21 protein-coding genes and 1 pseudogene are annotated in these 24267 nt (G+C 71.5%); 9 read left to right on the forward strand and 13 right to left on the reverse strand.

The window, feature by feature from the left end; translation table 11 throughout:
* Positions 1–67: 67 nt before the first annotated feature.
* From ACZ4UV_RS18940 to ACZ4UV_RS18965, 6 genes are all read right to left on the reverse strand, one after another.
* Entirely contained in the window at positions 68–1525 is a 1458-nt protein-coding gene (locus ACZ4UV_RS18940; RefSeq protein WP_451019428.1) for a penicillin-binding transpeptidase domain-containing protein, read from the reverse strand.
* 29 nt (positions 1526–1554) lie between these two features.
* Positions 1555–2916 (reverse strand): FtsW/RodA/SpoVE family cell cycle protein, encoded by a 1362-nt coding sequence (locus ACZ4UV_RS18945; RefSeq protein ID WP_390048914.1) that lies wholly within the window; start codon positions 2914–2916, stop codon positions 1555–1557.
* Positions 2917–2959: 43 nt separating this feature from the next.
* Positions 2960–3211: a hypothetical protein gene (locus tag ACZ4UV_RS18950; protein ID WP_451019424.1), complete on the reverse strand. Its 252-nt coding sequence runs from the start codon at positions 3209–3211 to the stop codon at positions 2960–2962.
* Positions 3212–3490: 279 nt separating this feature from the next.
* Positions 3491–4720 carry an ATP-binding protein gene (locus ACZ4UV_RS18955; protein ID WP_451019423.1) on the reverse strand — a complete coding sequence of 410 codons (1230 nt, stop codon included), beginning with the start codon at positions 4718–4720 and terminating at the stop codon, positions 3491–3493.
* A complete protein-coding gene (locus ACZ4UV_RS18960; RefSeq protein WP_451019422.1) occupies positions 4717–5439 on the reverse strand; it encodes a hypothetical protein in 723 nt (240 codons plus the stop codon). Before ACZ4UV_RS18960 ends, ACZ4UV_RS18955 begins: the two co-directional genes overlap by 4 nt.
* Before the next feature lie 116 nt (positions 5440–5555).
* Positions 5556–6062 carry a protein-tyrosine phosphatase family protein gene (locus ACZ4UV_RS18965; protein WP_451019421.1) on the reverse strand — a complete coding sequence of 169 codons (507 nt, stop codon included), beginning with the start codon at positions 6060–6062 and terminating at the stop codon, positions 5556–5558.
* A gap of 101 nt (positions 6063–6163) precedes the next feature.
* On the opposite strand from ACZ4UV_RS18965, the gene ACZ4UV_RS18970 reads away from it, so the two are divergent.
* On the forward strand, positions 6164–6967 hold the full coding sequence (locus ACZ4UV_RS18970; protein ID WP_467839083.1) for a nuclease-related domain-containing protein: 804 nt from the start codon (positions 6164–6166) through the stop codon (positions 6965–6967).
* A 15-nt stretch (positions 6968–6982) separates the two neighbouring features.
* Here the strand turns inward: ACZ4UV_RS18970 and ligD are convergent, their stop codons facing one another.
* Positions 6983–7864: a non-homologous end-joining DNA ligase gene (gene ligD / locus ACZ4UV_RS18975; protein ID WP_451019419.1), complete on the reverse strand. Its 882-nt coding sequence runs from the start codon at positions 7862–7864 to the stop codon at positions 6983–6985.
* Positions 7865–7915: 51 nt separating this feature from the next.
* On the opposite strand from ligD, the gene ku reads away from it, so the two are divergent.
* From ku to ACZ4UV_RS18990, 3 genes are all read left to right on the forward strand, one after another.
* Positions 7916–8986: a non-homologous end joining protein Ku gene (gene ku / locus ACZ4UV_RS18980; RefSeq protein ID WP_467839086.1), complete on the forward strand. Its 1071-nt coding sequence runs from the start codon at positions 7916–7918 to the stop codon at positions 8984–8986.
* A gap of 490 nt (positions 8987–9476) precedes the next feature.
* Positions 9477–9959 (forward strand): DoxX family protein, encoded by a 483-nt coding sequence (locus tag ACZ4UV_RS18985; protein ID WP_451019427.1) that lies wholly within the window; start codon positions 9477–9479, stop codon positions 9957–9959.
* 571 nt (positions 9960–10530) lie between these two features.
* Positions 10531–10890: a hypothetical protein gene (locus tag ACZ4UV_RS18990; protein WP_451019417.1), complete on the forward strand. Its 360-nt coding sequence runs from the start codon at positions 10531–10533 to the stop codon at positions 10888–10890.
* A gap of 69 nt (positions 10891–10959) precedes the next feature.
* Here ACZ4UV_RS18990 and ACZ4UV_RS18995 read toward each other — a convergent pair whose 3' ends face one another.
* The gene (locus ACZ4UV_RS18995; protein WP_451019416.1) at positions 10960–11796 is read right to left on the reverse strand and encodes an SDR family oxidoreductase; all 837 of its coding nucleotides are present in this window, start codon (positions 11794–11796) and stop codon (positions 10960–10962) included.
* A gap of 129 nt (positions 11797–11925) precedes the next feature.
* On the opposite strand from ACZ4UV_RS18995, the gene ACZ4UV_RS19000 reads away from it, so the two are divergent.
* Both ACZ4UV_RS19000 and ACZ4UV_RS19005 read left to right on the forward strand, forming a co-directional pair.
* Positions 11926–12843 (forward strand): helix-turn-helix domain-containing protein, encoded by a 918-nt coding sequence (locus ACZ4UV_RS19000; RefSeq protein WP_451019415.1) that lies wholly within the window; start codon positions 11926–11928, stop codon positions 12841–12843.
* 239 nt (positions 12844–13082) lie between these two features.
* Positions 13083–13640 carry a GNAT family N-acetyltransferase gene (locus ACZ4UV_RS19005; protein ID WP_451019414.1) on the forward strand — a complete coding sequence of 186 codons (558 nt, stop codon included), beginning with the start codon at positions 13083–13085 and terminating at the stop codon, positions 13638–13640.
* Between the two features lie 117 nt (positions 13641–13757).
* Here ACZ4UV_RS19005 and ACZ4UV_RS19010 read toward each other — a convergent pair whose 3' ends face one another.
* Together ACZ4UV_RS19010 and ACZ4UV_RS19015 are read right to left on the reverse strand one after the other, a co-directional pair.
* Entirely contained in the window at positions 13758–14783 is a 1026-nt protein-coding gene (locus ACZ4UV_RS19010) for a cytochrome P450 (RefSeq protein ID WP_467839091.1), read from the reverse strand.
* 586 nt (positions 14784–15369) lie between these two features.
* Positions 15370–16278, reverse strand: coding sequence for a class I SAM-dependent methyltransferase (locus ACZ4UV_RS19015; RefSeq protein WP_451019412.1), 909 nt, complete (start codon positions 16276–16278; stop codon positions 15370–15372).
* A gap of 219 nt (positions 16279–16497) precedes the next feature.
* On the opposite strand from ACZ4UV_RS19015, the gene ACZ4UV_RS19020 reads away from it, so the two are divergent.
* Together ACZ4UV_RS19020 and ACZ4UV_RS19025 are read left to right on the forward strand one after the other, a co-directional pair.
* Positions 16498–17028 (forward strand): carbonic anhydrase, encoded by a 531-nt coding sequence (locus ACZ4UV_RS19020; protein ID WP_467839095.1) that lies wholly within the window; start codon positions 16498–16500, stop codon positions 17026–17028.
* 249 nt (positions 17029–17277) lie between these two features.
* Positions 17278–18348 (forward strand): MBL fold metallo-hydrolase, encoded by a 1071-nt coding sequence (locus ACZ4UV_RS19025; RefSeq protein ID WP_467839098.1) that lies wholly within the window; start codon positions 17278–17280, stop codon positions 18346–18348.
* A 146-nt stretch (positions 18349–18494) separates the two neighbouring features.
* Here the strand turns inward: ACZ4UV_RS19025 and ACZ4UV_RS19030 are convergent, their stop codons facing one another.
* Positions 18495–18623 carry a hypothetical protein gene (locus ACZ4UV_RS19030; protein ID WP_451021573.1) on the reverse strand — a complete coding sequence of 43 codons (129 nt, stop codon included), beginning with the start codon at positions 18621–18623 and terminating at the stop codon, positions 18495–18497.
* A 551-nt stretch (positions 18624–19174) separates the two neighbouring features.
* Between ACZ4UV_RS19030 and ACZ4UV_RS19035 the strand changes: the two genes are divergently transcribed.
* A complete protein-coding gene (locus tag ACZ4UV_RS19035) occupies positions 19175–19876 on the forward strand; it encodes a hypothetical protein (protein ID WP_467839101.1) in 702 nt (233 codons plus the stop codon).
* An 89-nt stretch (positions 19877–19965) separates the two neighbouring features.
* Here the strand turns inward: ACZ4UV_RS19035 and ACZ4UV_RS19040 are convergent, their stop codons facing one another.
* A complete protein-coding gene (locus ACZ4UV_RS19040; protein WP_467839414.1) occupies positions 19966–22821 on the reverse strand; it encodes an IPT/TIG domain-containing protein in 2856 nt (951 codons plus the stop codon).
* Between the two features lie 242 nt (positions 22822–23063).
* Positions 23064–24153, reverse strand: a pseudogene (locus ACZ4UV_RS19045) (IS630 family transposase).
* Positions 24154–24267 lie beyond the last annotated feature (114 nt).

Here is a 24267-nt window from a genome sequence, read left to right on the forward strand (position 1 = left end):
CACTCTTATGAGACCGCTTGTCAGCAAGACGGTCAATCCCCCGCGCACGACTTGCTGACTCCGCGTCTCAGAACCCGAGCACCGCCCGCATCACCGACCGGGCGATCGGCGCCGCGTCGCCGCCGCCGCTGATCTCCCCGCGGTCGGCCGCCGCGTCCTCGACCACCACCGCCACCGCGACCTTCGGCTCCAGGTCGTCGTCCGCCTGCGCCCAGGACACGAACCAGGCGTACGGCACCCCGGAGTTGCCGAGGCCGTGCTGCGCGGTGCCTGTCTTGCCGCCGACCGTGGCGCCGCGGATCGCCGCGTTCGTGCCGGTGCCCTCCTCGACCACGTCCACCATGAGTTCCTTCACGCGCACCGCCGTCGCGGCACTCATCACCTGCCGGACCGGCCCCGCACCGCCCGTGCCGACCGTCTCGCCGGTCCGCCGCACCGTCCGCTCCACCAGGTACGGCGGGTGCGCCAGCCCCCCGTCGGCCACCGCCGCCGCGACCATCGCCATCTGCAGCGGCGTGGCCCGGGTGTTGTACTGCCCGATCGAGGACAGGGCCAGCTGTGCCTTGTCCACGCTCGTGTCGAAGGTGCTCGGCGCGGCGGTGAACGGGATGCGCAACCGGGTGTCGTTGAAGCCGAACGCCTGGGCCGTCGCCGTCATGCTCGCCGCCCCCACGTCCACGCCCAGCTTCGCGAAGACCGTGTTGCAGGACCACTCGAAGGCCGCCCGCAGCGAGGCGTCCGCGCAGCCGTCGCCCTCGTTGGTCAGCCGGGTCGTGGTGCCCGGCAGCCGGTAGGGGTCGGGGGAGTCGGTCGGCGCGTCCAGGTCGGTGACCACGCCCGCGTCCAGGGCGGCGGCCGCCGTGACCACCTTGAAGGTCGAGCCCGGCGGATACGTCTGCCGCACCGCCCGGTTGAGCATCGGCTTCTCAGGGTCGTCGTTCAGCCGCGCCCAGGCCGAGGTCACCGCCTCGCCGTTGCCGGACAGTTCGGAGGGGTCGTACGACGGCGTGGAGACCAGGGCGAGGATCCGGCCGGTCGCCGGTTCGATCGCGGCGACCGCGCCCTTGCGCGAGCCGAGTCCCCGGAAGGCGGCCTCCTGGGCGTACCGGTTCAGGGTCGTGACGACGTTCCCGCCCGGGTTCACCGCCCGCCCGGTGTCGTTCCACAGCGGGAGCGGCGACAGCAGCGGGTCGGTCCCGGAGAGCACCCCGTCCTCGGCGTGCTCCAGGAACGTGGTGCCGTACAGCTGAGAGGCGAAGCCGGTGACCGGGGCGTACAACGGGCCCTGCGGATAGGTGCGTTCGTAGCGCAGCTGCTCCCCGCTGTCCCGGGAGCCGGTGACCGGCGCGCCGCCGACCAGGATGTCGCCGCGGGGGAGGCCGTAACGGGCGATCGAGTTGCGGCGGTTGGCGGGGTTGTCGTCGTACTCCCTGGCCTTCACGACCTGGACGCGGGCCGCGTTGACGAGGAGGGCGAACAGCAGCAGGGCGCAGAGGGCGCGGGCCCGCCGGACGTACCTGGCCATGCCGCCCCGCCGGCGGTCGTGCCCGGTGCTCATGGGGCCACCTGCCCGTCGTAGTGGCGGCGGGCCGAGTCGCTCACCCGGATCAGCAGGGCCACGATCGCCCAGTTGGTGACGACCGAGGAGCCGCCCTGGGCGAGGAACGGCATCGCCATGCCGGTCAGCGGGATCAGCCCGGTCACCCCGCCCGCGATCACGAACACCTGGAGCGCGAGGATCGAGGCGAGCCCGACCGCGAGGAGCCGGCCGAAGGGGTCGCGCAGGGCGAGGCCGGCCCGGTAGCCGCGCTCGACGAGCAGGCCGTAGAGGAGGAAGATCGCGGAGAGTCCGGCGAGGCCGAGTTCCTCGCCCGCGGTGGCCAGGATGAAGTCCGACTTGGCGGCGAAGCCGATGAGGACGGAGTGGCCGAGACCCAGTCCGGTGCCGAGGACCCCGCCGGCCGCGAACGCGAAGAGGGACTGGGCGAGTTGGTTCGGCCCCTGGCCCGCGTCGATCGAGGCGAACGGGTGCAGCCAGTCCTCGATACGGCCGTGCACGTGCGGTTCCAGACGGCCGACGGCGACCGCGCCGAAGACGGCGAGCAGCAGGCCGACGGCGATCCAGCCGGTGCGCCCGGTGGCGACGTACAGCATGACGACGAAGAGGCCGAAGAAGAGCAGCGAGGTGCCGAGGTCGCGTTCGAGGATCAGGACGCCGACGCTCACCAGCCAGATGGTGACGATCGGGCCGAGCACCCGCCCGGTGGGGAACTGCATGAACCACAGCCGGCGGCCCGCGTACGCGAGCGTGTTGCGGTTGGCCGCCAGGTACGCGGCGAAGAACACCGCGAGCAGCACCTTCGCGAACTCGCTGGGCTGGATGGAGAATCCGGCGGCCCTGACCCAGATCCGGGCTCCGTTGACGGCCGGGAAGAGGATCGGCAGGAGCAGCAGGACGAGCGCGGCGGCGACGCAGACGTACGCGTAGCGCTGGAGCACGCGGTGGTCGCGGAGCATCAGCACGACCATGATGAACAGGCCGACGCCCAGGGTGGACCAGACGAGCTGGGCGGGGGCCGCGCGGTCGCCGGGGGTCTGCAGGTCGAGCCGGTAGATCAGGACCAGGCCCAGTCCGTTGAGCAGCACGCCGATCGGGAGCGGCAGCGGGTCGGCGTACGGGGCGCGGAAGCGTACGGCGAGATGGGCGACGAGCGCGAGGATCCCGAGGCCGGCGCCGTAACCGGCGGCGCCGGGCGGGACGGTGCCGGTCTTTGCCAGGCCGACCGCGCAGTAGCCGTACATGGAGAGCAGGACGGCCAGCACGATCAGGGAGAGTTCGATGCCACGGCGCCGGGGGAGACGTACGGCGGAGGTGGGGGTCGCGGTCGCCGCCAGGGTGGTTCCGGCCTTGGTCATGCCCGGAACTTACCCAAATAGTGGGAGTTGAGTGTTCTGCGGGTCAGTGCCCGCGTGGCGTACGGCCGGGGTCGTCCGGGCCGCCGGGGCCGAGGAAGTCGAAGTCGTCGTTGCCAACGGTGCCGCCGGTGCCGCCGGTGTTGCCGACGCCGTCGAGGCGGCCGTCGTCGGGATCGACGAACTGGCCGGTCACCGGGTCGGCGCCGTCCCAGCCGTCGTCGGCGAGCGCGGGCGCGGTGCCGCAGAGGGTGACGAGGGCGGCGGTGACGGCTATGAGGGTGCGGCGGGGGAACATGGTGCCTCCGGCGGGCGATCGGTGCGGACCTGGCTATTCGCCACGCTAGGAGGGGTCGGATGGGGGCGCCCTTTGCAGTGAGCCGAAGGGGGGCCGAGGGGAGCGATGCATGTGCCGGCCGGTGGGGGTTGCTCGCGCAGTTCCTGCCCCAACCTTCGGCCGGGGGTACCCCCAGCGCCCCTGAAAGAAGGGGCGCTGCAGTGCGCCCCTTCAGGGGCGCGGGGAACTGCGCGACCAGCCACGCACCACCCGCAGCCGCGCAACCCACCGCTCACCCCCCTACGGGAGCGTCAACGTCGCCACCGCCCCGCCGCCGATCGCGTTGGCGAACGACAGTCGCGCGCCCAGCACCTCCGCCTGCCCCACCGCGATCGTCAGCCCCAGCCCGTGCCCCCTGGCCCCGCCCTCCGTCCGGAACCGCTGCGGGCCGTGGGCCACCAGGTAGTCGGGGTAGCCGTCCCCGTGATCCCGCACGGTGACCTCCTTCCCCTCCACCGTCAGCACCACGGGCCCCCGCCCGTGCCGGTGCGCGTTGGCGACCAGGTTCCCCAGCACCCGTTCCAGCCGCCGCCGGTCGGTCTCGACCCACACGTCCCGTACGACCTTCACCTCGGTCTCCGTCCCGGACGCCCGCACCACCCGCTCGGCCAGCGTGCCCAACGCCTCCGCGTCGGTCTCCAGCCGTTCCCGGCCCGCGTCGAGGCGGGAGATCTCCAGCAGGTCCTCGGTGAGCGTGCGCAGCGCCGCCACCCGGTCCCGCACCAGCTCCGTCGGCCGTCCCGGAGGCAGCAGTTCCGCCGCCGCGTGCAGCCCCGTCAGCGGCGTCCGCAGCTCGTGCGCCACGTCGGCCGTGAACCGCTGCTCGCTCAGCAGCTTGCTCTGCAGCGACGCGGCCATCCCGTCCAGCGCGGCGGCGACGGCGGCCACCTCGTCCTGCGGGCGGGTCGGGTCCTTGGTGCGGGGATCGTCCACGCGGGCGTCCAGGTCCCCGGCGCTGATCCGCCGGGCCACCTGCGCGGTGCCGTGCAGCCGCCGGGTCACCCGGGTCACCGCGAACGCCCCGACCAGCAGCGTCGCCCCGATGGCCAGCGCCGACGACCAGAGGATGGAGCTGTCCAGGCCGGCGATGGTGCGGGCCTGCTGGGAGTAGTCGACGGCCACCGCGAGCGCCCGGTGCCGGTCGGCCGGGCCCGCCGCCCACATCGTGGGCTGACCGTCGTCCCGGGCGACCATCGTGCCGCGGTCCCCGGCCAGCGCCAGCGCCCGCAGCTGCGCCGGCAGCCCCCGCGGGTCGACGCGGGCGCCCCGCGGCAGCGCGTCCCCCGCCTCGTACGCGGCCGTCGCCTCCGCGAGCCGGGTCAGCGCCTGGTCGCGGGCCTGGGCGACGGTCTGGTCGGTGACCGACACATGCACCAGGACGCCGAGCAGCGCGGCCAGCGCACAGCACATCACCGTGATGAACGCGGCCGACTTCGCCGCCAGCGTCCCGGCCCAGCGGGGGAGTCTCATCGCGTGCCCGCCGAGGCCGAGGGCGCAGGTCTGCGGGTGTGGCGCCCCTTGCCGGTGCGCAGGAACTCGTCCCGGGTGAACACCATCGCCTTCCGCTCCGGGTCCCACGCCCAGGTCGTCCGGTACTCGTACCCGCTGATCCCGGCCGGCGACCGTACGATCACCGTCCGCCCGGCCAGCTCGACGCCGATGATCGCGTCGTCGTCGTCGAGGACCTGTTCGAGCCGGTTCTTCTCGACGGTGTACACGCGCAGCGCGGTCTGGTTCGTCGGATACAGCCGGAAGCCGAGCGTCAGCTCGTCCCGCCCGTCCCCGGTGAGGTCCCGGTAGTACGGCTTCAGCAGCGGACAGCGCGCCCCACCGCCGCCCGCCGAGCACTCCTGCAGCCGCTCCGCCGTCTCGTGGTACACCCCCTTGGACCCGTAGTCCGCCGGGTCCGAGGCGATCTCCGCCCGTACGACGGCCACCGGATCCACCCGGCGGATGTCGCCGCCGGGAACCGTGATCCCCTTCACGGTCTCCGTGCTGCCCTCGTCGTAGGGCCAGGCCGGGCTGGACGCCGGCCTCAGGTCGGGCCAGAGCTTCGCGGGACTGACCGCGGTCGGTGCCGCCCCGGCCCCGCGCAGCCCGCCGGAGTCGCCGCAGCCGGCCGCGGTCAGCGCCAGCAGGGCGACGGCGACCGCGGTCACGGCGGTGCGGACGGGACGACGGGCTGGCACGCTGCTCCTGGCTCGGCGGGGTCGGTGGTCGATGGGTGCGGAGGCCCCGTACACCTTATTCGCGGTTTTGTAGGGAAGTCCTTTTTGCGCCTGGGGGTGCCGGTGCACGGGAGAGGCTACTCGGCGAGGTCCTCCAGGAGACGGGCGGTGGACAGGCCGGCCCTCAGGTAGGCCACGAACAGTTCGTTGTGCAGCGCCCAGGGCGAGCGCCGGGCCCGTACCAGCCGGATCGCCTCCTCGGCCGTACGCCCCTGGTGCACCAGCGCCTGCGCGACCACGAGCCCCGACCGGTTGTACCCGCTGTAGCAGCGAACCAGCACCGACCGCCCCGCGTCCAGCGCCTCGCTGGCCGCCCGCGCGAGCCGCATCACCCCGGCGAGCTGGGTGCCGTCCAGCGGCCCGTCCGGTATCGGCCACACATGGTGCTCGACCCCGTCGGCCGGACCGTGTCCGGGCATCCTGAGCAGGCTCTGCACGAGATCGAACTCGTCCCGCACCACGGCAGCCTCCAGCTGCCCCGAACGCGCCCGGAACTCGTGACCGCCCATCCACAACCCGGGCAGCACCTCGCTCCAAGGACTGTCCGGAGCCGGTACGTCGTACTGCTCCCCACGGATCCGCACCCGGCGCCTCCCCGCTGCGCGCGCCAACCCCTGTCAAAGGTAGCGGGGTTCTTGCCCCTGGAGCACCCCGCCTGTTCCCATGGTCGAGGGGTGATGACGCAATGAGCGGACTGCGCGTCGTGCCGGCCTGGCGGCACGGCCAGGAGCGACTGTACGTATGCCTCACGGACGGAAGGAACATCGCCTGGTACGACCGGGAGGCGGGCCGGGTCAACCTGCTCAGCGAGGAGCGGCGGGACGACGTGCTGGAGACTCTCAGGCCGTTCCTGACCGGGCCGGTCACGATCGGCCCGCCACCCGTGCCGACCCCCGCCGAACTGGCCCGGCTGAGCCTGCATCCCGACGACGACCTCGCCCCCAACCGCCCCGGCGAGGCGCTGCTGGTCGCCATCGACCGGGACCCCGGCCCGGCCCACCGCCTGCGCCCCGACCCGCGCCGCCGCGCCCTGACCGCGGAACAGACCGTCGGCGACGCCCTGGACCGCCTGGACGGCGCCGGCTGGCACGCCCTGCACTCCGTCCCGCTGCCCGGCGGCGACCGCCTGCACCACCTGCTGATCGGGCCGGGCGGCCTGTTCTGCGTGCACTCCCTCTACGCCCGGAAGCAGAAGGTTCTGGTCGCCGACCCGATGATCACACTGGGTCGGCGTGACCCCCGGCCGCTCCTGCGCCGCCTGCGGGCGGACGCCGACCGGGCCTCGTACGCCCTCACGGCCGAGGTCCGCCCGGTCCTGGCCCTGACCGAACCGGCGGACGTCACGCTGACCGCCCCGCCGCGCGAGGTCCACATCCTCCGCGACCGGGACCTGGACACCCTCTCCCGCCTGGGCGGCGTCCTCAAGCCGGCGGACGTGGAGGCCCTGCACGCGATGGCGCGGGACCGGAACACGTGGGGGAGGGTGTAGGCCCCTCGGGGGCCCTCAGGGCAGCGTCGCCGCGCGCCCCGCGTCCAGCAGCGGGGCCAGCAGGTCCCCGTGGTCCTGGACGCGCGGCGCGATGTCCCCCGCCCGGAACACCAGCTGGCCCGCCGCCCGGCACTGTTCGACCTCCTCCCACGTGACCGGCGCCGACACCGTCGGCTCCCGCCGCGCCCGCACCGTGTACGGCGTGGCCGTCGTCTTCCGCCCCGCGTTCTGGCTCCAGTCCACGAACACCTTCCCCGGGCGCAGACTCCGCGTCATCCGGTGCACCACCAGCCGCGGCAGCGCCCGCTCCGCGGCCACGGCCAGTTCCTTCGCGTACTCGCTCACCCGCTCGCTGGACGCCCCCCGCACCGCCGCCAGCAGATGCAGCCCCTTCGACCCGGCCGTCTTGGCGTACGCCTCGATCCCGTCCGCCGCCAGCCGCTCCCGCAGCCACAGCGCGACCTCACAGCACTGCACCACCGTCGCCGGCGCACCGGGGTCCAGGTCGAAGACGATCCGGTCGGCCTCGTCCGGCGTCCCCACCAGCCACTGGTGCGTGTGGAACTCGGCGACCAGGTTCGCCGCCCACATCAGACTCGCGAGGTCCTGCACCAGCACCATCCGGGCCGCCCCCTCCGACCGGCGCACCTCGGCGGTCGTGACCCACTCGGGCGTACCCGGCGGCACGTTCTTGGCGAAGAACACCTGCCCGTCGGGGCCGTCCGGGTACCGGAGGAACGAGACCGGCCGGTCCCGCAGGTGCGGCAGCAGGACCCCGGACGCCGTCGCGTAGTAGTGCAGCAGCTCGCCCTTGGTGAACCCGGTCGCCGGATACAGCACCTTGTCCAGGTTGCTGAGCGCGACCCTCCGCCCGTCCACCTCTGTGATCGGCGTCATACGATGACAATCTCATACAAATCCCGGTCATCGGACGGAGGGAAGCCGCACGTGCGATCCATCTGGAACGGCGCGATCTCCTTCGGGCTCGTCAGCATCCCGATCAAGCTGGTGAACGCCACGGAGAGCCACTCGATCTCCTTCCGCCAGGTCCACACCGAGGACAACGGCCGCATCCGCTACCGCAAGTTCTGCGAGCTGGAGGACCGCGAGGTCACCCAGTCGGAGATCGGCAAGGGGTACGAGGACGCCGACGGCACGATCGTCCCGATCACCGACGAGGACCTGTCCCACCTGCCCATTCCCACCGCCCGCACCATCGACATCGTCGCGTTCGTCCCGGCCGACCGGATCGACCCGCTCCAGATGGAGGCGGCGTACTACCTGGCGGCCTCGGGGGCTCCGGCCGCCAAGCCGTACACCCTGCTGCGCGAAGCCCTCAAACGCAGCAACAAGGTGGCCATCGCGAAGTACGCGCTGCGCGGCCGCGAGCGCCTCGGCATGCTCCGGGTGGTCGGCGAGGCCATCGCCATGCACGGCCTGCTCTGGCCGGACGAGGTCCGCGCGCCGGAGGGGGTCGCCCCCGACGCCGACGTCACCGTCCGCGACAAGGAACTCGACCTCGCGGACGCCCTGATGGCCACCCTCGGCGAGGTCGACCTGGAGGACCTGCACGACGAGTACCGGGAGGCGCTGGAGGAGGTCATCGCCGCCAAGGCGGCCGGCGAGACCCCGCCCGAGGCCCCCGAACCGGCGAAGGGCGGCAAGGTCCTCGACCTGATGGCGGCCCTGGAGAAGAGCGTGCGGGCGGCGAAGGAGTCCAGAGGGGAGGGGGCCGAGGAGGCGGAGGTCACCTCGCTGCAGGGCAAGAAGTCCGCGTCCGGGGCGAAGAGCACGACGGCGAGGCGGTCCACGGCGAAGAAGACGGCGGCGAAGAAGACGGCGGAGGGCAAGGCGGCGGAGGGCAAGACGGCGGAGGGCAGGGCGGCGACGAAGAAGGCGGCGGCCACGAAGAAGGCGGCGGCCACGAAGTCCGCGTCCGCCAAGTCCGCGGCCAAGAAGACACCGGCGAAGAAGACGGCTGCCAAGAAGACGGCTTCATCCCGCAGACGCTCCGCATGAAAAAGGGGCAGTCACCGCGCGTCTCCATGGTGCCGCTCAAGAAGAAGCGCCTGCTGGAGCGCCCCGTCAGGGGCGCTGGGGGTACCCCCGGCCGAAAGTGGGGGGAGGAACTGCGCGACCAGCCCCCACCGGCCCGCGTCGGTCGCCGATACGTGCCAAGACCCGCTGGGTGTGCGGCCACGGGCCGTCGCCCGGCCGGTTATCGCCATCCGCAATAGTACATATTCCGGCATTTTCGTAGATATATCGCAAGCCCGGCACCATGCTGGATGACGGGGGGGAGGCCCGCCGCACGGCGGGCAGACAGGTTGTCCCCGCTCGTGAAGGCATTGTCATGCGTGCACTGCATTTCCACCCCCCCGGCCGAACCCACGCCCTGTCACTCACCCAGGTACGCGCCCCCGCGGAGGCCCGCAGGCCCACCGATACGGCGGCAAGGGGCACCTCGGGCCCGCCGGGTGAGACGCGTGCCGCCGGTCCGGTGCCCGGGCTGTCCGCCGCGGAGTGCGGACTGCTGCTGATCAGGCTGACCTTCGGCCTGCTGCTGGCCGGCCACGGTGCGCAGAAGCTGTTCGGCATCTTCGGGGGGCAGGGCCTGGCGGCCACCGGCAGAGGCTTCGACGCCCTCGGCTACCACCCGGGCAAGGTCTTCGCCGTCATCGGCGGTCTCTCCGAACTCTGCGGCGGCCTCGGTCTGGCGGTCGGCCTGCTCACCCCGCTCGCGGCCGCGGCCGTCGTCGGCGTGATGATCAACGCCATGGCGACCGTGAGCGGCGCCCACGGCCTGTGGATCCAGAACGGCGGAGTCGAGTACAGCGTCTCCATCTGTGTCGTCGCCCTCGCCCTCACCGCCATCGGCCCTGGCCGGTTCTCCCTCGACCGGTTCTTCCCCTGGCGCTCGGGCGGCTGGCTCCCGGCCGCCGTCGCGCTCGGCCTGGGCGGCATCGGTGCCGCGATCGCGCTGAGCATCTGACACCCGGGCCCCGGAAATCCGGGCGGCGGGGCCGCTGCCGCCATTCGTGCGGAAGCCCCGCTGCCCGGAGTGGTCCTGCCGCCGCTTCGTGCGCGTGGCACGCCGAGCGGCGGAGTCCCCCCTCCTGCATTCCTCCTACATTCCGGCTGAGCTCGGTTTCCCTGGGAGAGACGTGACCCGGTCCCGCATCCGTTCCTCGCTCGCGCTCCGCGGGGACTCGCCCGGCAAGTGATCCAGCACGCGGGGCTGTCGGCCGGCCTCGAGCAAGGGGCCGCCCAGGAGCAGGCATGTACATGGACAGCGTGCCCCTGGTCCGCCATGCTGTCCTGGCGCTTCGACGGGCCGGCGGCGCAGGCCGCATGGTGTGATGAGGGGGCGGGGACCGGTGGAGCAGTCGCAGGTTGCAGCTGTGCCCCAGGAGCGCGTCCGCTACCGGTTGACGACCAGCCAGCGCCTGCTGCCCGTACTGCCCGGATTCACTGTCGCCCTGACCTCCCAGGTCCCGCTCTTGCTGGACAGGCAATCGTTTGATCCCGTAATCATCCCGGGCTTGGTCATATGGGGTGTTCTGTTGCCCCTGGTGCTGCTCGCCTCGCGCTCGTTCGGCGTCACTCTCACACCGTCGGAGGCCATCGCGCACAACCTTCGCCGCCGGACCATCCGGTGGTCGAACGTCCAGGCCGTCCAGATCGAGTCGCTCCTCGGTAGCCGGACCGTCGTGATCTACGAGGCGGGCGGCCGCCGAACCCGCCTGCGGGCGCCGACGACCGGGTTCCTCAGCTGGGACCGCAGCTTCGAGGAGAAGTTCCACACCATCGGCAGGTGGTGGCTGGACCACCGCGGCCCGGACTGGGTTCCCGTCCCGCCGCCAGGGGTGTGGTGGGGCGGCCCGCCGACGTCCCACGGGAACCCCTACGCCCCTCCCGCGTAGTCGGCAGTGAGTGAGCCTCTTCCAACCTCAGGAGAGGGGTATGCGCAGGTGGCGTCGGTGGGGCGGGCTTCAGGGCTCGTCCGTGAAGTCGGTCAGTCCCGCCATCTGCGCTTGCGATTCCACGTCGGCCAGGCGTTCCGAGAGGGCGGCGTGCAGGAAGCGGTAGGCGTCGCTGCCGAGCACGAGGCGTTCGGGGGCAGGTGACTGCTCGGCGCCGGCGATGATGCGGGCGGCCATCTTCGCGGGGTCGCCGAGCGACGGTCGGCTGCGGTCGCCCGCGCCGCGGGTCATCGCGGCCGGGGTGTTGTCGTAGGCGGGCATCGGGGTAGCGGTCTGCAGGCTGTCGTAGCGGAATTCGGTACGGGCGCCACCCGGCTCCACGATGGTGACCTCGATGCCGAACGGGGCGACCTCCTTGGCCACGGACTCCATGAACCCCTCGATGCCCCACTTGCTGGCGTGGTACAGCGACGCGCCCGGGTTGGTGGCCTGGCCGCCGTAGGTGGACAGCTGGACGAGCCGCCCGCCGCCCTGGGTGCGCAGATGTGGCAGCGCGGCGCGGGTGACCTGGATGGACCCCACCAGGTTCGTGGCCAGGATGTGCGTGATCTGCTCGTCGGTGACCTCCTCGGCCGCGCCGAACAGGCCGTAGCCGGCGTTGTTCACCACGACGTCGATCCGGCCCAGCTCGCCGAACGCCCGGTCCACGACCTGCCGCACGGCCGGGGTGTGCGTGACGTCCAGACGCGCCACCCAGAACCGGTCGCCGTACTTGTCCTGCAGATCCCGCACCGATCCCGCCCGGCGCACCGTGCCGGCGACCCGGTCGCCGCGGTGGAGCAACTGTTCGGTCAGCTGTCGGCCGAATCCGCTGTTGACGCCGGTGATGAACCATGTGTGAGTCATCGCTCCCACTCCTTGTGTCGACTCCTGCCCTCGAGCCTGCGGCGGAACGTTGCCGCGTGGCAGTGCCGAGAAGTTCCTGGGAGAAGCAGGACCACCCACATCCGGGCGGCAGCGGTTACCGTCAGCGGTATGGGCACATCCGAGACGGGCAACATGCTCGGCGAATTCCTCCGGGCCCGAAGGCACCTGGTGCATCCGCAGGACGTCGGCGTACGGACGACCGGCATCCGCCGCGTCCCCGGGTTGCGGCGGGAGGAAGTCGCCATGCTGGCCGGCATCAGCGCGGACTACTACCTGCGCCTGGAACAGGGACGGGACCGCACGCCCTCGACACAGGTGCTCGACGCGCTGGCCGACGCGCTCGGCCTGGACGAGGACGGCGCCGCACACCTTCGACAGCTCGCGCGCCCGAAGTCCCGGCGCCGCACCCGGCCCCGAACCGGAAAGGTGCCGGCCAGCATCCGGCAACTGGTCCAGACCCTCACCGTGCCGGCGTTCGTGCAGAACAAGTACATGGACGTGCTGGCCGCCAATCCGATGGCCGTCGCGCTCTCCCCGCACCTGGCGCCGGGCTCCAACCGGCTGCTCACGTTGTTCACCGATCCCGAATCCCGCCGCCTGCACCCGGACTGGGAAGAAGGCACCGCCGATGTCGTGGCCCAGCTCAGGGCCTTGATCGGCGGCGACACCGACGACCGCCGGCTCGCCGAGCTGGTGGGCGAGCTGTCCCTGAGCAGCGACCGGTTCCGCCGGCTGTGGGCTCGGCACGACATCCGTGGCCGGCGCAGCGCGACGACCCGGCTGAACCATCCACAGGTCGGCGAGTTGACCCTGCACCGCGACAAGCTCGCGGTGACCGGGACCGATGACCTGGTCATGGTCGTCTACCACGCCGAGCCCGGCACGCCCTCCGCCCACGCACTGGCGCTGCTCGGCTCCATGACCACAACAGAGCACCACCGCACGGCTCCGCACAGCGCAGCCGGCAGCCCCCGTCCGACCGGGCCGGCACGCCGCGTCGAGAACGAGCACCGGCCGCACGACTGACGGCCCTGGGCCTGCGTCATCACCTACGCCTTGGCCCGCGCCACCCCCACCGCGTCGGGGCGCGGCGGGCGAGCCCCACCCAGAACACTTTCCAGCCGCGCCCCGGATACCGGGCCGATGCCGTGACGGACCCGTACAACCCGCGAAGCTGCCCTGGACCGGTCCCCCTGATCGGTCGATCGGTCTTCGGATGGCGTGCCTCTCGGCCTGGCGCGCACCCCAGCGTGATCCAATAGGGCATGGCATCGTCCTGGACCGGTGATCGGGTACGCCTGCGCGCTGTCGAGCCCGACGACTGGACGGCGTTCATGCGCTTCGCCGACGACGACGGGCGGCGAGGGAGCCGCCCGGATCTGCCGCGGTCCGCCGAGAGTTACCGTGCCTGGGCGAAGGAGCAGGCCGTTGCCAGGGGCGATGACGACCGCTTCCGGTTGGCGGTCGAAGCGACGGCGACGGGAGAGCTGGTCGGCACGGTCGGCTCGCATCGCACGGGCCGTCGTTCAGGCTGGTTCGAGTGTGACGTCACGATCGGCGCCGACCACCGGCGCAACGGCTACGCGACAGAAGCCTTGGGGCTGCTGCTGCGCTTCATGTTCGCCGAGCGGCGCTATCACAAATGCCTGGCAGCGGTCTTCGCCCACAACGAGGCCTCGCTGGCACTCTTCCGTCGGCTCGGCTTCACCGAGGAGGGGCGCCTGCGGGAGCACGTCTTCCTCGCCGGCCGGCACCGCGACCTCGTCATGATGGGCATCCTCGCCGACGAGTTCGACCAGCGGCACACGACGAGCCGCCCATGAGCCGGCCGCCCATGAGCCGGCCGCCCATGAGCCGGCCGCCCATGAGCCGGCCGCCCAGGAGCCGGCCGCCCATGACCCGGCCGGCCAGGAGGCCTGGCCCCGGAAGCGTGACCGCCCTCAGCCGCGCGAGGAGGCGCGCAGCCGCAGGCCGACGGTTGCGAGACCTTCGAGGGTCCTGACCTGGTAGCTGGGTTCCGGCCCCGGCGGCTCGCTCAGGTGGTAGCTGCGGGCGGTCTGCGCTGTCAGGAGCGTCAGCATCGCCATGGCCAGAGCGGCTCCCTCGCAGCCATGGGGCCCGGTGCCGAAAGAGAGGAAGACCCCGGGTTTCGCCGACGAGCCCGAATCGTCGAGCCAGCGCTCGGGCCGGAACCGGTCCGGCTCGGAGAACTCCCGTGCGTCGCGGTGGGCGGTGTAAGGGCAGACGAGCACGGTGGATCCGGCGTCGATGGTGTAGTCGGCGAGCTGAGTCCGTCGTGGGGCGCGCCGGGTCAGCAGCCAGCTCGGGGGGTACAGCCGGAGCACCTCACTCACCAGTGCCTGGGTGTATCGCAGGCCACCGACGTGGGCGCTGGTCGTCGCGGCCGGGTCCGCGGGCAGCGCGGCGGCTTCGGCCGCGACGCGGGCCGCCGCCTCGGGGTGCCGGGCCAGGTGGAGCAGAATCCATCCGGCCGCCCGGGAAGGGGTCTCGAAGGTGGCGACGGTGATCCCGGGGAGAGTGTCGAGGACGGCCTCTTCCGGCAGCAGGCCGTAGTGGGGGGAGGGCCGGAGCATCTGCCCCAGCATGTCGTCACCGAGCCGCCCCGATGAACGGCGCCGGCGGACGATGGGCCGCAAGGCCTCGGTGAAGGCGACCTGCTGCCGTGTCCGGAACCGACGTGCCGGTGTGGGGATCCAGCGTGGCCACACCCACCGCGAGGGGCGTACGAGTACCTCGCGGGCCAGGAAAAGCTGTGAGGCGTGGGGCAGCAGGGTGGGAGCGTCTTCGGAGAAGACGTAGTTCATGCCGACCTCTGCCAGGACACGCCGGACCCGGGGCAGGATCTCGACGTCCTGGCCCGTGGGCAACTGGTCGGCGAACCGGGCGGTCAGGGGCGCGATCTCACCGATCCGGGCTGCAACCGCCTGCGCCCGCAGTCCGCGCATGCGGGCGGTGTGCGCGTACGCACGCTCCTCGGGCGTCGGTGCTCCGCTCGACCGCTTCAGCGGTGGGAAGAGAGGCGAGGGTGCCTTGGGGAAATCCTGCGCGCGACGCAGGACTGCTTCGCACGGCCCGGCCGCAGCGGCTACGTAGACGCCCGGCTCCAGCTGCCAGACGTCCCCGCACTCTTCAGCGCCACGCCGCGCCAACGCCAGCCGGTCGCGGCTCCAGGCCGCGAAGCTGCCTCCGGGCAACCTCGGCGGCTCACGCGGCGGCTCATTCGCTCGGCCCATGCGATCGTCCCCGGCTCTCGTACCTGTCCAGGCCGATGTCGTCGGCAGCGGGGCTGGGAACTGGCGGGTGCCCGGAGGCGCCCGCCAGCTGTGCGGTGGTCCTAGTCGCCGGCGTACGCATCCCACTCGTGGGAGCCGTACGCACCGTAGTGGCGGGTGAAGGACAGTTTGCCGAGCAGCTTGGCGATCATGGTGCACTCCTCTCAGCTGTCTTCAGCACCAAAAGCCACACATGGAATAGTGTCTCATATCAGGCATCTCGTATGTAGAGCACATTTCCCCCACCGGCCGCATGTGTTCACTCCGCGTCGGAGCCTCCGAGTTGGAAGTGCCAGACGACAGCGACGGGGGATTCGTCCAGGGCGGCGGCCGACGCTTCGGGGCACCAGTGCAGAAGGTCCCAGGACATGTGGGTCGGGAGCGGCTCCGGGGCGGTGCCGGGGACTAGGGAGTGAAGCGGTCGGCGGGGTTCCTCGCAGCGCCGGACCTGGAAGCCGAGGGGGAGAGCCGCCGAGAGGTACGTGCTCAGCGGCCGGTGGTGTTCGGTGAGGAGGGAGGGACGACCGTCCGGACCGGGGCGGCGGGGGAGCGTGGGCCTGAGATAGGACACGATCAGGTGTGGGTCCGAGATCACGAGATGACCGCCTGGGCGCAGCACGCGCGCGAACTCCGCCAGCACGGCCGCCAGGTCGGGGACGTGCGCCAGTGCGAGCGCGCAGACCACCACGTCGACCGCATCGTCGGGAAGCGGCAGTTGGTGCAGGTCGGCCTCGAGGAAGGTGACGTCCGGCAGGCGCTCGCGTGCGTGCGCGAGCATGTCCGCCGAGGCGTCGACGCCGATCACGTGGTGGCCGAGGCGGTGCAGGTAGGCGGTGTGCCGGCCGGTTCCGCAGGCGGCGTCCAGTGCGCTGCCGACCGGCAGGCTGTCCAGGATGCGCCGGACGATGGGCTGCTCGATGTCGATCATCTGGTTGCCGGGGGCGTCGTAGTGCGATGCCCAGGACTGGTAGACCTCGGCCGTGCTGATCGTGCCGGGAGCCGCTGTGACGTTCTCGGCCTGAACAAGGGCGGGGGTGTCCAGGAGCCGGCGGATCTCGGCGATCCGGGCCTCGACGAAAGCCTGGTCGGCGCTTCCCTCCTTGAAGCCGCGCAACAGGGCGGCACCCTCCAGTCCGAGCAGATAGCCGAGGGGGCTCAGATAGGTCATTCCGGGGACAGTACCGATGTGTGCTACGACGGCTCCAGAGGTTTTCGCCGTGCCCGATCCCCCGGGCCCTCTTCGGAATGTCCTGTCTCTCGGACGGCCACGATGCGTCGCGGAGTCGAGTGGCATGAGAGGCGGCGGCGGTCCAGGATTGGCGGCAACTGGAGGCTGCCGTCGGCGTCACCGGGGCCGGGCTCGTAGCGCGAAGGGGCTGTCGTCACAGTGATCGACACGGACGAGCTGACCAGGCGGAACGCCGGGTTCGCCGACGGCGGATCGTTCGCCGGCCTGGGACTCATGCCCAGCGGAAGCCTGACGGTCATCGGATGCGTCGACCCGCGAGTCGACCCGTCCGACGTGCTCGGGCTCAAGCTCGGTGAGGCAGCGGTGATCCGCAACGTGGGAGGCCGGGTCACGCCCGCGACACTCCGGACGCTGGGGATGCTCTCGAAGGTCGTCCAGGCCCGCACGGGCGGCCCTCGCCGGGGCGACGTCCACTATGCGGTCCTGCACCACACCGACTGCGGGATCACGGACCTGGCACCGTTCCCCGACCTGCTGGCCGACTACTTCGAGGTTCCGGCCGAAGACCTGGGCGCCAGGGCGGTCACGGACCCGGTCGCGGCCGTCCGCGTCGACGCCGAGGTCCTCAGGCGGAAGCTTCCGGCCGGAGTCTTCGTCTCAGGGCTCGTGTACGACGTGGCCACCGGGCTCGTCGACGTCGTCGTCCCGCCCGCGCGAGTGGAAGCATGACACCGCGCGGCGCCCGCGCCCCGTCCGCCCGGCGCGCCCGCCAAGGGCCTGAGGCCTGCACCGGGATCTGCTCCCCTGGCCGGTTGCCCGGCAGGTTGTCCGGCCGGTTGTCAGGCTGCTTATCTGGCTGCTTATCTGGCTGCTTGTCCGGCTCCGGCCGCTGGTCCGGCTGCCGGTGCGGCTGCTATGCCGGCTGCACGTCTGGCCGCTTCGCTGGTCGGTCACATCCTCGGGGAGGCGCTTTCTAGCATGTGCGAAGACCACGGGCACTCGGCGGCCGAGCCGGCACGGTCGGCGCCCCGCGTCGCGGAGGGACCGGCTGTCGACCCGGTGACGCTGCCCGAGGTCGACGAGGTCAGGGTCACGACGATGGTCGACAACACCTTCGACGCCCTGCTGGCCTCCGCCGAAGGCGTCACCCGCGCGTCGATGGGGGCCGGGCGGACCGCAGCGCGGCAGTTCGCGGGCGGCGAGACCCTCGCGGGGCTGCGCGCCGAGCACGGCTTCTCCGCCCTGGTCACCGTCCAGAGCGGGAACGCGAGCAGCACGCTGCTGTTCGACACCGGCGCGTCCCCGGACGCGCTGGCGGTGAACGCCGAGCGCCTCGGCATCGACGTTGGCGGCCTACAGGGCGTCGTCCTCAGCCACGGCCACTTCGACCACGCGGGCGGCTTCGACGGCCTGGCCCGGCTGCGCGGGCGCTCCGGCCTGCCGCTGACCGTCCACCCCGCGGTCTGGACCCGCCGACGCCTGCAACTTCCCGCGGACCAAGGCTTGGAGCTGCCCACGCTGTCACGGGGTGCCCTGGAACGCGAAGGGTTCGAGGTGATCGAGCGACGGCAGCCGTCGCTGCTGGCCGGCGGCATCCTGATCACCGGCGAGGTGGACCGCGTCACCGAGTTCGAGCACGGCATGCCGCCGGCCCACCAGGCCTGGGACGGAAACGGCTGGCGACACGACCCCGCCGTCATCGACGACCAGGCACTCGTCATCAACGTGCGCGGCCGGGGGCTGGTCGTCGTCACCGGGTGCGGCCACGCCGGAGTGGTCAACATCGTCCGCCACGCCATGAGACTGACCGGCGTCACCGAACTGCTGGCCCTCATCGGCGGCTTCCACCTGAGCGGCCCCGCCTTCGAGCCGGTCATCGCCCCGACGGTGACCGCCCTCACCGAACTCGCCCCCGCCCTCATCGTCCCCGGCCACTGCACCGGCTGGCGCGCCCAGCACACCCTCGCCGCGGCCCTCCCGGACGCGTGGGTGCAGACCAGCGTCGGGACCACCTACACACTCAGCGCCACCCAGGCGGCGGGTACCTGACTCCGGCGCAACGGGTCCAGCGTGCTGCCGGAGGCACCTCGGACGGCACCCGGGGCGGTGGAGGCCGCCGCCCGAGGCGCGCAGCGAGTGGCCAAGGCCCCCGTCGGCCGTGCGACCGACTGCACGCCTGTCGGCGCAGCTGTGCTTCAGCAGTCGTAGCGGTGGGCGTAGGGGAGTTCGGGGCACTGGCGGCAGAGGAATACGTAGATGCCGCCGAGGTCGCCCATGACCATGTCCAGGTCGTCCTCAGGGGTGACGCTGAGCAGATGTTCCATGCGGTGGCCGCGCTCGCAGGATGGCCAGTCGGGCGGCTGGTTCCAGGCCGGATACCCACCGATGGTCGTACGGCGGACCAGCAAAGCTCTGCGCCACGGACAGGGCCTCCTCGGATCAACAACGCGAACTTGAGGGCAACTTACCTGTGTCGCTCGAGCCGGCCACCAAACGGACACCTGCTCCGAAGCCCCTTCTGCCCTGGTTCTTGTCGGGGATCTCGGTGACCTGCGTTGCCGTGCGAGGAGGCCCGGAGCTTCGACCCGGGGGCTCTTGAAGGGTGCTCATCGGGGTATTCGCTGCCTGGTGAGAATCACGTCCTGGCTGGTGGCCCGGACGGCCCAGGTCTCGAACCCTGCTGAGTACGGTGGGAGTTAGGGAAGAACAGGAGCCCGACCCGGGGACCTGATCATAGGATCCATGCATGCCGAGAGGGGTTGGAAGTTCGACAGGGGCACAAGGTGGGGCGCGCCCGGTTCGCTTGGGGCCCTTGGACGGCAGGTGGGAGCGGCCTGCGGCCGGAGTGGCCGGGAGTCTGTTCGCCGGAGCCGGAGTGGTAGCGGTCTTCATCTCGAAGAATCAGGCTGGCAGCGCCACCTTGGTCGTGATCGGCGCCCTGTTTCTGCTGATGGCTGTTAGTGGCCGCACCATCGAAAGCGTGCGAATCGGCGACTGGGAGTTCACGATGTCGGAATTGCGCAGGCAGGCGGCCGAACAAGCCCATTCCGGGCTTACCGACCAGGCCCAGGCCACGTTGAACATTCTCAAGAAACTCGACCCGGCGGCAGACCGGGACCCAGCGGTTCACGCTGTGGAGATCACTGTCTTCGAGAACCGGGTCATCGACGCTGTCGAGGCCGCACGCTCCGAAGGTGAGCAGGTGGAACGCCACCCCAACAGCGGGCTGGGCGAGCCACTCGCCGTCCTCGTGGCGCAGCCCGATGGCGTCAGAATCGGCGTCTTCGCCGCGTACGCCCTGGACGACTCCGGCCACATTTCGGCGACATCTTCGGACAGCTTCGTACGACGCGCGCGAGAGGTGGACTGCGCCGCCTCCCTTTTCGTCAATGGCACACTCCACCAGGAGGACCTTGCTCGCCTGGTCGAGGGTATTCAGCGGGACGGTGGCCGGCCCGTGGGTGTCGAGAACTGGGTGTCCATCGCGCAATCCGCGCCCCTCCGCCCCGCCATTGACCGTCTGCTCGCCCGGGTCCGCGGTCCGCAGGACGACAGGGTGACGATCCCCGGGCAGTGATCGAGGGACGGTCGGGCAGCACAGTCACCACCTGGCGAGGCCAGTGCAGGGAGCCACGGGGCGGGTCTGCTGCACGGCCGTGTCGCTCCTCAGCTCACCACGATCGCCGTCTTTCCGTATCCTCCGTGCTCCGTTGCCACGCAGTGCCCGCGGCTCGCGCACGACACATTGAACAGATTCATGTCGTCGCTCGACGGGAAGCCGGAGACCGTGGTGCGCGACCAGTGGGTGCCGCTGTCGCGGGTAGCCGTGACGGTCTGGGCGTCGCCGCCCAGGGCGCAGTACGCGCTGGAGGAGACACAACTCGTGTCCCACGCGATCTGCGTGAGCCCGCCACCGTCGACCGTATGCCAGCTCCTGCCGAAGTCCGTGCTGCGCAGGGCTTTGCCCTGGGGGCCGATGCCCGCCGCGTAGCACAAGGAGCGACTCGCGCAGGACACTCCAGTGATCGCGTCCCAGCCGCTGGGGATGCTGCCTGTGGTCGTGGATGCCCAGCCGTCGGTGGTGGAGACGGCGACCCGTGGCAACTGTCGGCCGATCTCCACGTAGGGGCCAAGAGCCACGCATGCCGAGGCCGTCACGCACGCCATCGCGGCGAGGGAGCCGTTGTTGAGCGTCAGATAGTTCCAGGTGCGCCCCTGGTCGGGCGAGCCGTAGACGAGAGTGCCGGAGTAGCGGGTCATCGCCGCCAGCGCGTAGCAGGTGCCGCCCGGCACGCAGGTGACCCAGTAGACCGACCCCAGTGACGAGTAGACCTCCGGCAGCGCGACCTGCGACCACGTCGCCCCGCCGTCCGCCGTGACCGACACCTTGCCGCCCCAGCCGCCCGCCACACAATGCGTGCCGTCGGCGCAGGAGACGCTCATGAAGCCCTCCTGCGCGGTGACGGTTTTGCCTGTCCACGTGTTGCCGCCGTCGGCGGTGCGCAGCACGTAGCCGTGGCTTGAGTTGCCGCCCACGGCGACGCAGCGGGACTCCGTCGGGCAGGACAGGTCGGAGATCCCGTTCGCGGTGGACTGCCAGGCGACGTGCCAGCCCTGGCCGGTGCAGCTCTCGATGCCGCCGAGGTCGAGTTCCACGGTGAACGCCTGGAGCTTCCACTCCTTCACCCACGCGTTGAGATAGGCGTACAGCGTGCCCTGGAGGTACGGGGTGAGGTTCAGGCACAGCCGCGGTGGCCAGTCCGCCGAGGCGTCGCCCTTGAGGCCGCCGCCGATCGACATGCCGACTCCGACCACGTCCAGCTCGCCGACCTGTATCTGCGCACCTGCGTACGCCTTGGCCTCCAGCTCGGCGGAGACGGTTGCCTTCGCTGGGTCGGAGGACTTGCCGTCGAGGCGACGCAGCGAGCCGTCGGGGTTGGACTGGAAGCCGAGCATCCGGTAGCTGTGCTGCTGGAAGGTGAGTGTGCCCTTGGCGCTGACGCTGAACGACGCGTCCGGTGCGATCGCGATGGTGGCGCCCGTGTCGCCGAGCACGAACAGTTTGCGGTGGGTGTTTTGCCAGGCGGCGGGCAGCGAGCAGGTGGCCTCGGCGGAGGCGGACAGGCTGAGGGAGAGAGTCGGCTCGTAGCTGAGCCAGACAGACACGTACGGTTTGCTGACCACGCTGCCCGCGCGGACCTCGACGTGCGCCTGGACGTTCTGCAGCTTCAGGCTGAGGCTGCCGGTGACGCTCACGGACAGGCCGTCGGAGTTGCCGCACTCCAGCACGGAAGCCGACATGGAGCCGAAGTCGACCGTGCTGGTGAGAGAGCTTGCGCTCTGGACCCGCACCCGGCCGGAGGGGGCCGCAGACGAGGAGCCTTGCGAGTCCCCGAGCGGGCCGGAGTACACCGACTGTGCGGTCGACATCACCGACGTGAGAGACGCGGCGGACGGCGTCACCGTGACCGCGGCCGTGCCGTCGGCAGCCGAGGTGTCCACGTTCATGACGGTGCCGGCTAGGCCCGACGGGTGGATCCGTCCTCCCGGCCGGAGCACGAAGCCCTGCCCGGTCGCCGGTACCGCGGCGCCGGCCGTCAGGGTCACGGTCCACGGCTGCTGGCCGGATCCGCTGCCGCCCGGGTCGGCCCCGCCGCCGGTCACCGCGGTGACGCTCGCGTCGTCGGCGACAGCGGTGCCGGTCGCGGGCGTCAGGGTGGCGGTGCTCTGCGGCGCGGGGTTGCGGAACTCGTAGGTGTCGGCGGCCACTGACGGGGAGATCCCGCCAGCGGTCGTCACCTTGACCCGCACAGTCCCCGCCCAGCGGGCGGGGGTGCTCACCCGCAGCGCGGTGCTGGTGGAGTGGGCGAGCACGGTGGCGCGGGACGTGCCGAAGTCGACGCGGCTGACGTACGACAGGCCGGTGCCTTTGATCGTCATGGTCTGGGCGCCTGTCACCGGGCCGGAGCGCGAGGACATGCCGGTGATGCGCGGGGCGGCGACATAGTGAAAGCGCGCCGTGGACGCCTTGCTCGTACCGGACGTCTGGTGCACGGAGATCGTCGCGCTGCCGGCCTTGTGCCGGGGCACGACCGCGGTGATGGCCGTGGGCGAGGCGACATGCACCTTGGTGGCCTTGGTGCCGCCGAACTTCACCCACGAGACATGCGAGAAGTGGGAGCCGTGAATGGTCACGGCGGTCCCGCCGCGAAGCGGGCCAGCCGTCGGCGTCACCGACGTCACGACGGGCCTTGGCGCGGCGGCGGCCACGGCGTTCCCGGCCGGCGCAAGTACGGTGACGACGGACACGAGCGCGAGTAGGAACGTGAGGACGGATCTATGTCCGCGCGAGTATGACGGCGTGCGACGCCCCATTGTTCCTCCCCCGGGCCAGCGGGCGGACGGTGTCGGCCCGAACTGGCCGGGCAAGAGTAACTGTTCGGGCAGATGGGGTGGAAGTACTGCGCAAGGGCGGGGCGTTGGAGTCCTTGGCGCCCTTGTGTGCGCCGGCCTCGGAGCCATGCGAACGAACAGCTTCGGCGCAGGTGGCCCACTCCTGCCCCGCCGGTCGGCGCCTTCCCGGGCGGCGTGGCCTTCTCGCTGGTCATCACCGTCGACGAACGCGCTACGGCCGTCGGCCAGCTGGTGCGCCCGTCCCCGGCGCGGCCGCTTGGCGAGGGACCAGGCCACCGCATCCTGCCGGGCCCCCGTCGCCGACCGAGTGGCCGACGGCGATCACGTCTAGAGATCTTCGACGGCTGAGGTTACGGCGGTTGGAAGTCGAGCCCGGTCTTGGCGATGAGGCCCTCGATGAGGTGGGGTCGGTACTGCATCCGTCTGAGCCGGGTCTTCACCAGTGCGGTGAGCTCGTCGAGGCTGTGTTTGGTGAGGTTGGCCAGGGATCTCTTCAGGTGCGACCAGACGCCCTCGACCGGGTTGAACTCCGGCGCGTATGGCGGCAGCTGGTAGACGGTCAGCCATGGGCGCGCCGCGATCAGCCGTCGCAGGGTGTGGCTGACGTGCGTGTTCAAATTGTCCCAGACCGGGAAGATGGGGCCGCCGAGATGCTGGTGTGCGGCATCGAGCAGGCGGGCGTAGTCGGTCTCGGTGAAGCCCTTGCGTCGGCCTTTGGCGGGGCCGCGGTCAAGGTGGATGCGGTAGATCAGCCGCGGCTGGCGGCCGGCCTTCGTGCAGATCAGTGCCGCCATCGAGACCCGCTTGGTGCCCGCGGCGGTGACCTTCACGACCGGGGTGCGGCCCCGGCGGCCCCAGGTTCGGCCCTTGGGCGGCCTCAGGCCCTGGCCTGCCTCGTCCTCGAAGCAGAGCCAGGCGCCCAGGTCCGCCGCCCTCTCCTCTTTTTATGACGGGCCACTGCTCGTCCTTCCACGCGGCGATCCTCGGCTCGTCCCGCTCGGTGGCCTTGCGGCTCGGGACCTGCACGCTCCAGCCGATGCGGTGCAGCAGCAGGTCCAGCCCGGCCAGGGTGTAATCGACGCCGAACCGGTGGCGCACGATCTCGCCGATGCGGGCCAGCGTCCAGCACTCACTCCAGCCGGAGGCAGCAGGCCCGGCCTCCAACACCGCCTCCAGAGCTCGCAGTTGTCCGGCGCCGAGTTTGCAGCGGGCGCCGCCGGGACCTCTGGACACCAGCGCCTGGCGGCCGCCCGAGACCAGGGCCCGGCGCCAGCGGTTCGCCGACATACGGGTCACCCGGAACCGCCTGGCCACCTCCCGGTCACTGGCCCCCGCCTCGATCAAGTCAGGTGCCGCGAAACGGACTTGATCACGCCGATCGCGCTCGTCGGCCGTCAGTCCTCCGCCATCGGGATACCTCGCACTTCCGGCATAGCGCAGCCGACACCAAACGTCACGACCCCACGTAACCCGCACCGTTAAAGATCTCCTAGCGTGGTCGTCAGGTCGGTCGCCGTCGGGGTGGAACCGGTCTTCGGGGAGGGCTGGACACTT

The sequence above is a fragment of the Streptomyces sp. NPDC028289 genome (assembly GCF_055565975.1).

Excerpts from the sequence above, each read along its gene's own strand:
- ACZ4UV_RS18995 (WP_451019416.1), bottom strand. The coding sequence starts at position 11,796 with ATGACTCACACATGGTTCATCACCGGCGTCAACAGCGGATTCGGCCGA.
- ACZ4UV_RS18970 (WP_467839083.1), top strand. The coding sequence starts at position 6,164 with ATGAGCGGACTGCGCGTCGTGCCGGCCTGGCGGCACGGCCAGGAGCGA.
- ACZ4UV_RS19030 (WP_451021573.1), bottom strand. The coding sequence starts at position 18,623 with ATGGAACATCTGCTCAGCGTCACCCCTGAGGACGACCTGGACATGGTC.
- ACZ4UV_RS19025 (WP_467839098.1), top strand. The coding sequence starts at position 17,278 with ATGTGCGAAGACCACGGGCACTCGGCGGCCGAGCCGGCACGGTCGGCG.
- ACZ4UV_RS19015 (WP_451019412.1), bottom strand. The coding sequence starts at position 16,278 with ATGACCTATCTGAGCCCCCTCGGCTATCTGCTCGGACTGGAGGGTGCC.
- ACZ4UV_RS18950 (WP_451019424.1), bottom strand. The coding sequence starts at position 3,211 with ATGTTCCCCCGCCGCACCCTCATAGCCGTCACCGCCGCCCTCGTCACC.
- ACZ4UV_RS19000 (WP_451019415.1), top strand. The coding sequence starts at position 11,926 with ATGGGCACATCCGAGACGGGCAACATGCTCGGCGAATTCCTCCGGGCC.
- ACZ4UV_RS18955 (WP_451019423.1), bottom strand. The coding sequence starts at position 4,720 with ATGAGACTCCCCCGCTGGGCCGGGACGCTGGCGGCGAAGTCGGCCGCG.
- ACZ4UV_RS19040 (WP_467839414.1), bottom strand. The coding sequence starts at position 22,821 with ATGGCTCCGAGGCCGGCGCACACAAGGGCGCCAAGGACTCCAACGCCC.
- ACZ4UV_RS18940 (WP_451019428.1), bottom strand. The coding sequence starts at position 1,525 with ATGGCCAGGTACGTCCGGCGGGCCCGCGCCCTCTGCGCCCTGCTGCTG.
- ACZ4UV_RS19010 (WP_467839091.1), bottom strand. The coding sequence starts at position 14,783 with ATGCGCGGACTGCGGGCGCAGGCGGTTGCAGCCCGGATCGGTGAGATC.
- ACZ4UV_RS18945 (WP_390048914.1), bottom strand. The coding sequence starts at position 2,916 with ATGACCAAGGCCGGAACCACCCTGGCGGCGACCGCGACCCCCACCTCC.
- ACZ4UV_RS19005 (WP_451019414.1), top strand. The coding sequence starts at position 13,083 with ATGGCATCGTCCTGGACCGGTGATCGGGTACGCCTGCGCGCTGTCGAG.
- ligD (WP_451019419.1), bottom strand. The coding sequence starts at position 7,864 with ATGACGCCGATCACAGAGGTGGACGGGCGGAGGGTCGCGCTCAGCAAC.